At 55.4% G+C, this 13,513-nt stretch carries 9 protein-coding genes; 6 read left to right on the top strand and 3 right to left on the bottom strand.

The annotated features are described in order from the left end of the window. Positions 1-14: 14 nt before the first annotated feature. Genes JJ918_RS03755 through JJ918_RS03740 form a run of 4 tightly spaced genes read left to right on the top strand, consistent with a single transcriptional unit; the run spans position 15 to position 7,087 of the window. Positions 15-2,072: a DEAD/DEAH box helicase gene (locus JJ918_RS03755; RefSeq protein WP_291883444.1), complete on the top strand. Its 2,058-nt coding sequence runs from the start codon at positions 15-17 to the stop codon at positions 2,070-2,072. Next, entirely contained in the window at positions 2,065-3,270 is a 1,206-nt protein-coding gene (locus JJ918_RS03750; RefSeq protein WP_291883442.1) for a GIY-YIG nuclease family protein, read from the top strand. The genes JJ918_RS03755 and JJ918_RS03750 overlap by 8 nt, the downstream gene beginning before the upstream one ends. After that, positions 3,270-5,234: an AAA family ATPase gene (locus tag JJ918_RS03745; protein WP_291883440.1), complete on the top strand. Its 1,965-nt coding sequence runs from the start codon at positions 3,270-3,272 to the stop codon at positions 5,232-5,234. The genes JJ918_RS03750 and JJ918_RS03745 overlap by 1 nt, the downstream gene beginning before the upstream one ends. Further along, positions 5,231-7,087 carry an ATP-dependent helicase gene (locus tag JJ918_RS03740; protein WP_291883437.1) on the top strand — a complete coding sequence of 619 codons (1,857 nt, stop codon included), beginning with the start codon at positions 5,231-5,233 and terminating at the stop codon, positions 7,085-7,087. Before JJ918_RS03745 ends, JJ918_RS03740 begins: the two co-directional genes overlap by 4 nt. Positions 7,088-7,239: 152 nt before the next feature. Here the strand turns inward: JJ918_RS03740 and JJ918_RS03735 are convergent, their stop codons facing one another. Both JJ918_RS03735 and JJ918_RS03730 read right to left on the bottom strand, forming a co-directional pair. Then, positions 7,240-8,502 carry a relaxase/mobilization nuclease domain-containing protein gene (locus JJ918_RS03735; protein ID WP_291883434.1) on the bottom strand — a complete coding sequence of 421 codons (1,263 nt, stop codon included), beginning with the start codon at positions 8,500-8,502 and terminating at the stop codon, positions 7,240-7,242. After that, on the bottom strand, positions 8,499-8,942 hold the full coding sequence (locus JJ918_RS03730) for a hypothetical protein (protein WP_291883430.1): 444 nt from the start codon (positions 8,940-8,942) through the stop codon (positions 8,499-8,501). Before JJ918_RS03730 ends, JJ918_RS03735 begins: the two co-directional genes overlap by 4 nt. 918 nt (positions 8,943-9,860) lie before the next feature. On the opposite strand from JJ918_RS03730, the gene JJ918_RS03725 reads away from it, so the two are divergent. Then, the gene (locus JJ918_RS03725) at positions 9,861-11,534 is read left to right on the top strand and encodes a methyl-accepting chemotaxis protein (RefSeq protein WP_291883428.1); all 1,674 of its coding nucleotides are present in this window, start codon (positions 9,861-9,863) and stop codon (positions 11,532-11,534) included. A gap of 22 nt (positions 11,535-11,556) precedes the next feature. After that, a complete protein-coding gene (locus JJ918_RS03720) occupies positions 11,557-12,780 on the top strand; it encodes an alginate export family protein (RefSeq protein WP_291883425.1) in 1,224 nt (407 codons plus the stop codon). Positions 12,781-12,858: 78 nt separating this feature from the next. Here the strand turns inward: JJ918_RS03720 and JJ918_RS03715 are convergent, their stop codons facing one another. Beyond that, positions 12,859-13,368, bottom strand: coding sequence for a DJ-1/PfpI family protein (locus tag JJ918_RS03715; protein WP_291883422.1), 510 nt, complete (start codon positions 13,366-13,368; stop codon positions 12,859-12,861). Positions 13,369-13,513: the final 145 nt, after the last annotated feature.

Genomic DNA, 13,513 nt, shown 5'->3' with positions numbered 1-13,513 from the left:
AAGGCGGTGACGCAATGACACAAGAAACTAACAAATCCGTTCCGTCGGTTTCGGTTCAATATGCCGCCAATGGTAATTCGACGAAATCGAATGAACTGGGCATGCGCCCAATGCAGGAACAGGTCTACGAGAAGCGTGGCGAGCAATACCTGCTGATAAAGTCCCCCCCTGCTTCGGGGAAAAGCCGTGCCTTGATGTTTGTCGCGCTCGACAAGCTGCATAATCAGGGTGTGAAGCAAGCGATCATTGTCGTGCCCGAAAAATCCATCGGCTCAAGCTTTAACGACGAGCCGCTTTCCAAATTCGGTTTTTGGGCTGACTGGACCGTTGTTCCGAAGTGGAATCTCTGCAACGCGCCTGGGGAAGACGGCGGCAAGGTCAATTCCGTCAGCGCTTTCCTAGATAGCGCCGACCAGATTTTGGTCTGCACCCACGCGACCTTCCGCTTTGCCGTCGATAAGTTCGGGATCGAAGCTTTCGATGGCCGTCTGATAGCTGTTGATGAATTCCACCACGTCTCAGCCAATCCCGACAACAAGCTTGGCCAGCATCTCGCCGCTCTGATCGCGCGCGACAAGGTTCATATCGTCGCGATGACGGGTTCCTATTTCCGTGGCGATGCCGACCCGGTTCTGATGCCGGAAGACGAAGTGAAATTTGAGCCTGTCACCTACACCTATTACGAGCAGCTCAATGGCTACACGTGGCTGAAGTCGCTCGACATAGGCTACTTCTTCTATTCAGGTGCTTACGCCGACGACATTCTCAAAGTACTTAATCCCAATCAGAAGACGATCATTCACATTCCGAGTGTGAACTCCCGTGAGAGCACTAAAGACAAAATCCGCGAGGTGGAGCACATCATCGAGGAGCTGGGCGATTGGCAAGGGACCGACGCGGTCACTGGCTTCCAACTGGTGAAACGCCCAGATGGGCGCATCCTTAAAATTGCTGATTTGGTCGATGACGATCCTTCCAAGCGGGACAAGGTTTCAGCCGCGCTGAAAGACCCGGCCCAGAAGAATAACCGCGATCATGTCGATATCATCATCGCCCTGGGCATGGCCAAGGAAGGGTTTGATTGGATTTGGTGTGAACATGCGCTGACCGTTGGCTACCGTTCGAGCCTCACCGAGATTGTGCAGATCATTGGACGCGCCACCCGTGACGCTGAAGGCAAGACACGAGCGCGCTTCACCAATCTGATCGCCGAGCCAGATGCCTCCGAAGAAGCCGTGACTGAAGCGGTGAATGATACGCTGAAAGCCATCGCCGCAAGCTTGCTCATGGAGCAAGTTCTCGCGCCACGCTTCAACTTCACACCTAAGAACCCGAACACTGGTCCGCAGGCGGATTTCGACTATGGCGAAGACGGCTACGATCCAAATAAATGCAATGTCGGTTTCAACGAGGACAGCGGCCAGTTCCAAATCGAAATCAACGGACTGAAAGAGCCAAAATCCAAAGAGGCCGAACGGATTTGTAGCGAAGACCTGAACGAGGTCATCACAGCGTTCGTACAAGACAAAACCTCCATCGAGCGCGGCTTGTTCGACGAAGAGCTTGTGCCCGAAGAACTGACCCAGGTGCGTATGGGCAAGATCATCAAGGATCGCTACCCCGAACTGGACGAAGATGATCAAGAGGCCGTGCGTCAACGCGCTATCGCAGCGCTGAACCTCACTCAAGAAGCCAAGAAAGCCGCAAATTCAAGCGGCGACAGCGAAATCAAGGCGAACACGGCGTTTGTCGAAGGCGTCCGTAAGTATGTCACCGACGTTCGCGAGCTGGATATCGACTTGATCGACCGGATCAATCCGTTCTCTGAGGCTTATGCCATCCTCTCCAAGACTATGAACGAAGATCGCTTGAAACACGTTAAAGCGATCATGTCTGGCAAGCAGGTGAAGCTTACCGCTGAAGAGGCGCGCGACCTCGCTAAACGCGCCCTGAAGTTCAAGCAGGAACGTGGACGTTTGCCGTCAATTACCTCGCAGGATGCCTGGGAAAAGAAAATGGCCGAAGGCGTCGCCTTCCTCGCCCGCATGAAAGCGGAGGCTGCTAATGGCTAAAGAGTTCACAGAAGAAGATGATGCCCTATTAGCCGAGCTAGGCGTTGAGGTCGAAGCCAAGAAAGCGGTCACACGCACACCGCGTGAGGAGCGTATCATCGCTGGTTTTGAAGAAATTCAGCGCTTTGTCGAAGAGCACGATCGTGTCCCGCAGCACGGCGAAGAGCGAGATATCTTTGAACGCCTCTATGCCGTCCGGTTAGATCGTATCCGTAAGTTGGAAGAGTGCCGGGCCTTGGTTGAGCCGATGGATCACCAAGGGCTTCTGGCAGGAACATCGCCAGCGGACTCGCCTGATGTAGAAGAACTTGATGATGATGCGCTTCTTCGCGAACTGGGCGTCGAGAGCGAAACTGCATCAATCACCGAATTGCGTCATGTGCGATCTGCTGCTGAGAAGCGAGCGGCCGAGGAAATCGCCAATCGTGAGAAGTGCGAGGATTTTGAGAGGTTCAAGCCGCTATTTGAAGCGGTCCAGACTGAGTTAGACCAAGGTGTTCGGATCACACGCCAAATCCGCAAAGATGCGGGATTTCTCAAAACTGATATCTCCCAGGGGCAGTTTTTCATTCTCGGTGGGCAAGTGGCGTACGTTGCTGAGGTCGGAAAACGGATCAAAGCACCGAATGGCGAGTTTGATGCCAGATTGCGGGTCATTTACTCGAATGGCACAGAGAGCAACTTGCTGCTGAGATCGCTCCAACGCGCGCTCTACAAGGACGAGACAAGCCGGAGTGTCTCTGAACCGTCTGCTGGCCCCCTATTCGGCGGAGAACAGGAAGAAGAAGACCTAGCCAGTGGCACAATTTACGTGCTCAGGAGCAAATCCAGCCATCCAGTCGTCGCCGAAAATCGTGAGGTGCTGCACAAGATCGGCGTTACCGGCGGTAGTGTAGAGAAGCGCATCGCCAATGCTTCAAAAGACGCGACCTATCTCCTGGCGGATGTCGAGGTCGTCGCCACCTATGAACTGTTCAATATCAATCGAAAGAAGTTCGAACGGCTTATGCACCGCGTCTTCGAGCCCGCTCAGTTGAAGATCGATATCAAGGACCGTTTTGGAAATCCCGTCGCGCCGCGTGAGTGGTTTCTGGTCCCGCTCTTCGTGATCGACGAAGCGATTGAAAAGTTCAAGGACGGTACCATCGGTGAATACGTCTATGATCCTGAAAGCGCCTCTCTTAAGGAGGCGAGCTAGTGCATATCGAATCTATCTCGATCAGAAACTTTAGGTGTTTCGGAAACACACCAGCCAAAACAGCCATTAACCCTGGCTTGACAGGCCTTGTCGGAGACAATGGTGCAGGAAAATCAGCTGTACTGGAGGCTTTAAAACGACTTTTCTCCCCCATCGCTTCTGAGCGCCGAATTCAAAAGGCAGATGTACATTTCGGCCACGGTGAGGACAGTCAAAGTATTGACGAACGAGAAGTGGTTATAGACGTCGTATTTGGCTTTATGGATGCCAACGCGATACCACACGTTTTCAACGATATATTCTTCAACGCAAAGGATGAATCGCTGAAAGTGCGAGTAGCACTTGAGTGTCTTTATAAGCGCTCTGAGTCGTTCGAAGATGATATCGAGGTGAAAATATACACAATCAGGACACTCGACGATGTGCCTTTTGGGCCAGATGATGAACGCAAAACACCGCTTCGCGGACGCGCGACACAATTCGCAGAACTGGTCTATATCCCTGCGCACCGCGACTCTCTTGGGGTAACCCGACATGCGTTGAAAAACGTGCTGAAACGAATTGAGCGTTCAGCAGATTGGGATCAAGCAACCAAAGATAAGTCTCGGAAATTTGCTCAGGATTTAGAGGCCAGTCTGAATGCCGAAAAAGCAGTCGACTCGGTAAGGGACGACCTCAAGTCTTTCTGGGGCGATCTTCATGATGGGCACTACGACGCTGATCCGATCGTGAGCGTGGTAGCTACCGAATTTGAACAGCTCATTCGGGAGCTCACTTTACGATTTGAGAAATCGCCAGGCGGCGGTCAGAGACAGCTTGAGGAGCTGAGCGAAGGGCAGGTTTCGCTTCTGTACTTTGCGCTGTCTGCAACGCTGCATAACTTAATTTGGAAAATGCAAGCAGCAACTCCTGGAGAGCTTGAGGGGTTTAAGACGCTTGATTTCTCGCCTCCGCCCCTAACGATTTTTGCTTTGGAGGAACCAGAAAATCATCTGGCACCGTTCTATCTTCCCCGGCTCATTTCCTTGCTGGAAAAACTTAATCAAGATGGTGATGCCCAGTCATTTGTTACTAGTCATTCAACGAGCATTCTTACGCGGATAGCGCCAAGGAATGTCAGGTATGTGAGAAACTGCCGACAGAAATTGGTTTCTGACATTCGTGACATTCCGCTACCAAAATCTGGCTCCGACGAAGACAAGTTTGTTACACAAGCAATCCTCGCAAATCCTGAAATCTATTTTGCTAGACTGATTATCATTGGGGAAGGTGATAGCGAGAGAATTGTGATTCCCCGAATTGCCCAAGCTCTAGGCATTCCTCTTGATCCGTCTTTTATCGCATTCGTCCCAATTGGTGGCAGGCACGCGCAGCATTTGTGGAAACTGGCGACGGGCCTAAACATTCCGTGCCTAACGCTTCTGGATTTCGATCTCGGTCGGCACGGTGGAGGAATGGGGCGCATAATGAATGCCGCGAAGTGGCTCGAGGGCGCTGGTGTATCACATGATCCGAGCGTTCAAATACCATCGAATGACGGAATAGATAGCACTTCCGTGGATCGTTGGGCCAAATGGCTTCGACAGCATGATGTCTATTATTCCACATACCTCGATCTCGACATGATGATGATCAAGGCCTTTCCTAACGCCTATCAGCCAACGAAAACCTATGATTCAGCCAAGGACGACATCGCCAAAATCTCAGTGTCAGTTTTCGGCGAAAAAGGACTTGGAAATTCCGACCTTGGCCGGATTGGGCAGTCTTTTTCAGCTGAAGAGCTGCACGCCTATAAAAACCTCTTCAAATCCAGGGCAAAGCCAGCTTCTCACTACAATGCTTTAGGGCGTTTATCTGACCAAGACATTGTAAAAGATTGTCCTGAACCGCTCAGGGCGCTGGTGGAGCGAGCGAAAGTGTTACTGGCCGCTCCCGCAGAAAACTCAGATGGTGGCGCAGAATGACCATCGTAAAACCTGAAGATTGGCGCCCCTCTCCCGGGATTAACTTGGACGGAAAAGCTCTAGAAATAGCGACAGCAAATGCCTCTGCCTCCATCTTAGCGGGGCCTGGAGCGGGGAAAACTGAGCTACTAGCTCAAAGGGCCATGTATCTCTTGACTACAGGAGTTTGTCCCGTCCCGAAGCGGATTCTCGCAATATCGTTCAAGGTCGATGCTGCTCGTAACCTACAAAAGCGAGTAGAACAAAGGTGCTCCCCAGAGCTGGCTGGACGCTTTGAATCTTTAACCCTCCATGCTTTTGCGAAAAGGGTAGTCGATCAGTTTCGTGAAGCCTTGCCTAAAGAACTCCAGCCTTCGAGCGATTATCGCGTCATGTTTCCTAATCGAGATATATGGGAGGATTTTGGAACCGCTTGCAGCGCGGATGTTCCATCCATCCGCGCCTATAACAACACCCAATTGGCCAAAATTGTGCATGAACGGGTACCGGAAACGACACTTGAAGATGCGACCACAGACGAACAGAAAATACGTGGTTTATGGTGGAATCACAATTTAAATGCCGCACGATCGAACGTAACATTTGATATGATAATGTTGCTCGCAGCATATATTATCAAGAGCGAAGGCACGATAAAATCTGCGTTGCAAAGTACTTATACGCACGTGTTCCTCGATGAATTTCAAGATGTCACCAATCAGCAATATGATTTGGTCAGAGCGGCGTTCTTAAATTCAAAAACTGTCATAACAGCGGTAGGAGATTCAAACCAAGCCATCATGCGATGGGCTGGTGCCAAGGCGGATATTTTTGATCGCTTCGAGCAAGATTTTCATGCCAACAGCGATCGCCTGCTTTTCAATTTCCGTTCGAACAACGCAATTGTGAAGCTAATCAACTCTTTGGCTAAAACATTTGACGACGACTACGTTGAAACTGAAGCGGCGCGAAAGGACGATCCTGTGCGCGAAGATGCCATCGAAGGGTGGGTCTTCGAGACTAGAAGCGATGAAGGGCGTCACTTAGCTGAGTTTGTAAAAAAAGAGTTGGGACAGAACGAAAGTTTAAACCCGTCTGACATTGTCATATTGGCCAGAATGAGAGTCGATGATGTTGAAAATCGAATTCGTGAGGAGTTCCAGAACAAAGGTATCAAGATACGGAATGAAGCGAGATCCGTTGGCGGAATAGCCATTCAAGATTTAGTAAAAGAGCGAATTTACGAGTTTCTTTTCGCCGTTTTGAAACTTGCGACTAATGTGCGAGTAGGCAGTCCTTTTCAGGTCTGTAGAGATATTATTGCTGACGTCAGAGGTATTGATATCAACACTGATCGTGGTCACAGCGATTCACTAATTATGGTGAGGGCGCTAGTTGAAAACATCGGCACTTATATAGGAAATCGCGGACCAGATGAAATTTCTTTCAACGAACTCACAGACAGGATTATGGCGGAGATAACACCTAATGAGTTCAAGCGCGCTTACAGAGAATATGGTGGCGGTGACAGATTGTTTGACGCGATTTCTGGCTTCAAAGAGTTTCTACGAGAATGCGCGAGCGAAGCTTCTACATGGGAAGATTGTATCTGCGACATGGAGGGGAATGACAGCGTTCGGCTGATGACGATCCATAAAAGCAAAGGACTGGAGTACCACACCGTCATATTCTTAGAATTCAACGATGAATCGTTTTGGGGCAATGATGATGATGTAAACGTATTTTTTGTCGCTCTATCAAGAGCTAGAGAAAAGATAAGGTTTTCCTTCACAAAAGATTCTCGGGGGTTCAATAATGTCGGGAAATTTGTGAAAAACCTCCAAGACGCTGACGTTAAATTCGTCAGCCCCTAGTCAGTATTTACTGCGTCTCTGCCGTGGCCATTCCACTCTCCTGTTCAGCCAGGAACGTGATGAGCCGTTCCACGGGAAATTCGCTCTTGCTCTTTGTCTATCTGCAATGCGACAGGCTCTCAATTTATAAGCGGGACCAAATGGGTCTCAGGTCATTCCCGATCCAGATTTCGCGACGATCGAGATTTCGCAGAGCGTTGTAGATGCTTGCGCATTTGCTCGTATCTGCGTTGCTCATCATTGAGAGAAAGTTTCAAGTCGGCCTGACGTTGATGCTGTTGTTTCTGCTCACGGTTTAACTCGCGGCGTTGCTCCAAGTGCTCAAAGATGAGCGCATCCAATTCGGAACGGTCGCGAACCTGGCACTGCCAAGCCTCAAATTCATTTTGCTTTTTAAGCCGACGCGTCTCGCCCCGCAGCATGTCCCACATGCCAGCGATCCCGAAGCGATAGCGGTCTTGCCGCCTTTGGGCTTCAACAATCCTGCGCTTGCGGTGACGTTCTGTTAGCGCCTTTCTCTCCGCAATCTGCACGCGGACAAGCTCTTTGCGTTGCTTGTTTAGAGCCTGACGCTCCAATCTCGCTTTGGCGCGTCGTTCAGCTTCGAGGCGCTGCATGGCTGGGGTCATGGCCACTGCAATTTCGGCCTTGGCCGCTTCAACGCTCATTAGAGGGGCAGAAGGCCCGACTTTTTTGCGAACGGCCTTCGTTTTGATGCCAAGCCACTTGGGAAGTGAATAAATCTCGCAGTCCCGATCCAGGACAACAAAGCCGCGTCGGTCGCCCTTGGCGAGGGTGAACCCCCTTTCTTCGAGCGCTTGCACCAATGCTGACTTGGAATCAGAGATTGCCCAGGCATCTTGCAGCGCTGATTTGATCGCTCGTGGGTCCTTCCCAATGCGCCGAGCTTGTTGCCATTCGGCGAGTGAGAAATTCTTCGGATCACGGGCGTCGCGATCAATGAGCCCGGAGGGCATCTCCCAACCATGCTCTCTGTAGATTTCGCGGGATACGTCTCTCAGCTTTCGATGAGAATGCGAGAGCTGGATCGCCTTCATGTTGACCGTATCGATCCGGCTCCACACAGCATGAGCATGACGACGCCCATTCTTTTCATGAAAGACGATGGCACGAGGCTGGCCTTCAAGTCCGAGCTTTTTCTCGACCTTATCAATCGCGGCCTCAAATTCTGAAACAGCCACCAATTCCTTTTCGGGTGGATTCAGGCTCAGCGAGAACAAAAACTGTTTGCAGCGCGTGCCCTTGCTGATCGCCTGCGCTTCTCCAAAAGCGCCCATCAGGTCATCGGCGACAAAACCACGAAGCTCATAAAGCTCGACGTGATCGTTTTCCTCTTTCATGAGGTGTACGGCCAGGTCTTTCGCGCCGCCGCGTTGATTGCCATTGAGGATCATGACGGCCCCTCAGCGCCCGTCCGAAGTGCCCTCATGAGTTCATCGCGCATGGTATGAATATCAGCGCATGCGCTTACCAGTTCAGCTTCGAGGTCAGACCCCAACGGCAGTGCCCCGTTGTTGATGCCTTTTGCAATCTGGTTGAGATTGGAGGCGAGGCGTGAATTGCCCAAGATGCTCAGCGCTCTCGCTAGAGCTATACGGTCAACAGTCGGCCTACGTTGGCGTGACTTTCGCGGCTCTGCATCATCGCCGAATAAGCGCTTTCTGATATACGCGCCGAGCGACATGCCATTGGCCAAGTGTTCCAGCTTTGCGCGCTCTCCAACGGTCAAACGCATGGAGAATGGCGGTGCGGGCTTGGATTTGTCTTGTTGCGCCGCAGCGGTCTTGAAACGGGCGCTAACGCCTATCTTTGCTGCTTTCTCAAGGCCGCTCATAGCTGCGGCCCCTTTGGCTTCTGAGAGATAGCCTTGAAGTCTATCTCAGAGTGTTTGAGTTGGTGCTCCCAATCCTGTAATGTTTCAAATAGCGCGTTCGAAGAATTTCCTTCAAGGCGCGCCATTTTTCCTTTTGTTCCCGCTCCGCTCGACCCGAGCCTGGCTCCGCCTTCGGTGCCGGGGCGATGCTCACATGGAACGCGCTCAGGGCTGCGGGTTTTGAACTCGATCTCGCGAGTCCTTGATTTCACGCAACTCCCCTGGATCGGGTCCGGGATCTCGTCTGTGAAGGGGTGGGCGCGCGGCCTCCGCGAGCGACAATGCTCGCGAGCCCTGCGGACTTGAGCCGGGACCCTCGTCGCGTCTGGGCCGTCGTTCGTCGCAGGCTGCCGCGTTTGCCGCAGCGTCCCGTTGCCTGTCTCAAAGCGATGGAAGTCACCGGCCGGGTTTGGTTTTTTCAATCCCGACAGCCGGGGGCGGCGCCGATCCAGGTGCCACGCTTGGCCGACCATGTTCGTTGCGGTGTTTATAAGGTCTGTATCCCTCCGAGTAAGCGCCAACGAAGAAGGGGGTTTTAGCCCCCGGATCTATGCGGCAGTGCTCACGACACTGCCGCATTCTTTTTTGGACAATGTTCGTTTTTGCTGCGACTGCGAAAAACGCGTCGCGCAAGCTGCAATCTGCACAACCCTATCAAAACGCGTGTAGCCCTGCAGGGGCAGGCTCCGCCATGCCTTGAGCCCTGTCCGGGCGAATAAAATATGCCCTAACAACCGGTTACCGCAGGAAGTCCCGAAAGGAAGGTTTAACCGTCTTGGCAGCTACTCGTCCGTGAAAGCAGCCCGCTCCCGCCGGAGTCCCGATCCGGCCCGGCGCGTGGCGATGCACATGTTTCGAGAAGAAGGGGGCGTAGCTCCGATGCTGACCAGTCTGAACCGTCTTTCCCTCAAGGCCCGCCTGTCGCTGCTCGCGGTGGCCTCCGTCGCGCTGATGCTGGTCTATGTCGGCGCGAACGGTGTTGTGCGCAGTGCCATGGTGAAGGCCGAAGCCGAAGCCGAGCAGGCGACACTGACCCTGATCGCCGCCAACAATGTGGAGAAGGATCTCACCTCCCTTCTGCGCGACACCTATCTGATGACCGCCACGCCGACCGCCGAGCGCATCGAGGCGGCCCGCGGCAATCTCACCGATTTCGGGATATCGCTGGCGGACGCCGAGGGCGTGGTTACCGATGCCACCTACGCGGCGACCCTGTCGGAAATCCGCGCAGACTATGGCGATCTGGAAACGCTGATGAGCGACCGCATGTCGCGTATCGCCGGAATGAACAGCGCCGAGATCAACCAGTTCATCGACCAGCTGGCCGTGTTCGACGATGCCATGGACACCGCGATCGAGAGCGTGCGCGACGGTGCGTGGGTCGATCTCGAATCGGCTTGGGCGCGTCGCGACCGCATGGCCCAGCTCTCCTTCTGGGTGGCTGTGGTTGCGGTGCTGCTGACGGCAGGCGGTCTCTACGGTCTGACCCAGGTGATCGGCGGCACGATCCGTACGGCGGTCTCCAGGATTCAGGATGTGGTCGGCGGCCTCGCCCGCGGCGAACGCGGTCTTGAGGTTCCGGGCAAGGAGCGCAGCGACGAATTCGGCAATCTCGCCCGGGCGCTGGACACGCTGCAGGAAGCGCTGACCTCTGCTGATGAAATGCGCGAGCGCGAAACGGTCGAGGCCCGCGCCAAGGCTGAACGCGGGGCCCGCACGGAAGAAGCCGTGGCCCGCTTCGAGGAAGCCTCCACCGCGCTCCTGGCGAGCGTGATGGAAGCGTCCGAACAGCTCTCCGCGTCCGCGACCCAGATGCAGGCGACGTCCGGCGAGGCGGCCACCGTCTCCGGATCGGCCCGCGATGCCGCCAGCAATGCCGCCTCGAGCGTGCAGGCCGTGGCTGCAGCCTCCGAAGAGCTTGCCGCCTCGATTGCGGAAGTCTCGACCCAGGTCACCAAGACGAGCGAGCTGTCGCAGGTGGCCGGCCAGGAGACCAGCGCCAGCGCCGAAGGCATCCAGGAGCTGGCGGAATCGGCCCAGGCTATCGGCGCCATTGTCGACCTGATCGACACCATCGCGAGCCAGACCAACCTCCTGGCCCTCAACGCCACCATCGAGGCGGCGCGGGCCGGTGAAGCCGGTCGCGGTTTCGCGGTCGTGGCGTCGGAAGTGAAGGCGCTGGCCGAACAGACCACGACGGCCACGCAGCAGATCGCCGAGCGGATTTCCAAGATCCAGTCCTCGACGGAAGCCTGTTCGCTGTCGGCGTCCAAGGCGCTGGATGCGGTGTCGCAGCTGGGCGAGCTGGCCGTGGCTTCGGCCTCGGCGATCGAGCAGCAGCGCGTCGCGACCTCGGAGATCGCCCAGTCGGCCCAGAAGGCCCAGGACGGCACCACGCATGCCGCGTCCAATGTGGACCGCGTGGCCGAGTTCACCCGCCAGACCGACCAGGTTTCCAAGTCCGTGCTCAGCGCCTCCGAAGAGATGTCGGGCCGCTACACCGCCTGGAAGACGGATTTCGAAGCCTTCCTCGAGAACATTCGCGCGGCGTAAGGCTGCGACAGGAGACAATCCCATGAAGACCATGACCGCTACGCTTGCGGCCGCGCTGCTCGTCGGCGCTGCTGCAGCCCCCCTCGCTGTGGCCGATAACAGCCTGCCGGGCGATATCCTCGTCGACATGCGCATGCGCTACGAGAATGTGGCCCAGGACGGCAAGCTCGGCGCCGACGCCATCACCCTGCGCACCCGCCTCGGCTGGAAGTCGCCGGAATGGAATGGTTTTATCTTCCTCGGTGAAGTCGAGAACGTCACGGCCGTCGATGGCGATGACGACTATAATTCCGGCCTCAACGGGCTGGGTCAGTATGCCGGGATCAAGGATGGCGAGTTCACCGAACTCAACCGTCTGCAGGTGGCCTTCTCGCCCTTCGAGAACGTCTCCGTGACGCTGGGCCGCCAGTATCTGCAGTTCGATGACGGCCAGTTCGTCGCCTCTGCCGGCCACCGCCAGGACAAGAATTCGCACGACGCGATCCAGATCGGCTGGTCGCATGGCGCGTTCGATGCCAGCTATGTCTATCACGACCGGATCAATCGCGGCCCCGGCGATGATTCCGACTGGCAGAGCGACAGCCATCTCTTCCATGTCGGCTACGAAATCAACGACACGCTCGACGTTTCGGGCTTTGCCTATTTCATCGACATTACCTCGGCCGGCGGACGCGATCGCTCGAACACGACGCTGGGCGCCCGTCTGGCCGGCGAGCGCAGCTATGGCGATCTGGGTGTCGAATACGCGGTGATGTATGCGCACCAGACCGACTACGCGTCTGCGGCGATCGACTTCAACCTCGCCTATTTCGCCAGCGATCTCGCCTTCAGCTATGGCGGCGCGGAACTGGCCCTGGGCTATGATGTGATCGAGGGCAATGGCTCGACCGGTTTTGCCAACCCGCTGGGCAAGAACCACGACTTCCTCGGCTGGGCGGACGTCTTCTCCGGCGGCGGTCGCCAGGGCACGGTCGACGGCGTCGAGGACTTCAATGTGATGCTGTCCTGGGGCCGCGAATGGGAGACGGGCTTCATCCGCGGTCTGTCCACCGGTGTGCGCCGTCACGAATTCGAGGCCGAGCGCACGGGTGCCGATCTGGGCAGCGAATGGGATGCCTTCGTCGAGCTCGACCTGCCGCAGGGCCTCTCCCTCGCCCTGGAAGCGGCGGACTATGACGGCCCCGGCGTGGCGCCGGCTCCGGCCGACGTGTCCAAGACCTGGGTTGTTCTGAGCTACCGCCGCTAGGCGGAGTGCATCGGGCACAGAAAAAGGGGCGCTGCGAAACCGCGGCGCCCCTTTTTTGTTGTCAGCGGCCGGCCTCCGTCAGGCGCCGGCACGCTCCAGCTGATGCGCATCCTGCATGGCTTTCAGCTTTTCGGAAATGGCGTCGAGGATCTTCCAGTCGGCATCGTCGTCGGTGACTTCATAAAGCTCACCCTCGACAATCGCCGAGGCCGTGTTCTCGCCCGGACCGGTATTATTGCCGGAGATTTCCGACAGCAGCGGCGCGCTGCCCGTGAGCGCGACGACCGGCTTGCCGGCATCGCCGAAACGCTTCGCCAGCCTGGTCGCACTGGGCGCCAGCTTGGCCGCCCCTTCCATCAGCACCAGGGCGTCATACGCATTCGGCTCGATGTTCTCCGTCGTCTCGGCCACCGCGAAATTGATCTCGGCGGAGCCGTTGTAACCGCGCAGCAGGGCGTGCTGGTCGGAGACCAGGACGGCGCGGCGGTTGTGGCGCTGCAGCGCTTCGGATGCGGTCTGCAGCTGGCGGACATTGACGGATTCAGCGACGAAAGCGGCGACCCTGCGCGGGCGATGGGAATGTCTCATATAGTTTATCGTACTCCGTTTACAGAAAATGGGGCGTGAAGGTCACGCGGAAGTCAATCTGTCAATATGGATAGTACTTTTGGCTCGATAATCAAGGTCGCGTGGTGCACATAAAATAGAATACACCCGATATGGAACCTTTTTC

It is taken from the genome of Maricaulis sp. (genome assembly GCF_017642925.1).
In the GTDB taxonomy this organism is placed as follows: Bacteria; Pseudomonadota; Alphaproteobacteria; order Caulobacterales; family Maricaulaceae; genus Maricaulis.
Note: the sequence above shows the minus strand (reverse complement) of the source record. Positions and strands in the feature narration are given on the sequence as shown.

What these genes read in the sequence shown, in the direction of transcription:
- JJ918_RS03725 (WP_291883428.1), top strand. Translation starts at nt 9,861, where the DNA reads ATGCTGACCAGTCTGAACCGTCTTTCCCTCAAGGCCCGCCTGTCGCTG.
- JJ918_RS03740 (WP_291883437.1), top strand. Translation starts at nt 5,231, where the DNA reads ATGACCATCGTAAAACCTGAAGATTGGCGCCCCTCTCCCGGGATTAAC.
- JJ918_RS03755 (WP_291883444.1), top strand. Translation starts at nt 15, where the DNA reads ATGACACAAGAAACTAACAAATCCGTTCCGTCGGTTTCGGTTCAATAT.
- JJ918_RS03750 (WP_291883442.1), top strand. Translation starts at nt 2,065, where the DNA reads ATGGCTAAAGAGTTCACAGAAGAAGATGATGCCCTATTAGCCGAGCTA.
- JJ918_RS03715 (WP_291883422.1), bottom strand. Translation starts at nt 13,368, where the DNA reads ATGAGACATTCCCATCGCCCGCGCAGGGTCGCCGCTTTCGTCGCTGAA.
- JJ918_RS03735 (WP_291883434.1), bottom strand. Translation starts at nt 8,502, where the DNA reads ATGATCCTCAATGGCAATCAACGCGGCGGCGCGAAAGACCTGGCCGTA.
- JJ918_RS03730 (WP_291883430.1), bottom strand. Translation starts at nt 8,942, where the DNA reads ATGAGCGGCCTTGAGAAAGCAGCAAAGATAGGCGTTAGCGCCCGTTTC.
- JJ918_RS03720 (WP_291883425.1), top strand. Translation starts at nt 11,557, where the DNA reads ATGAAGACCATGACCGCTACGCTTGCGGCCGCGCTGCTCGTCGGCGCT.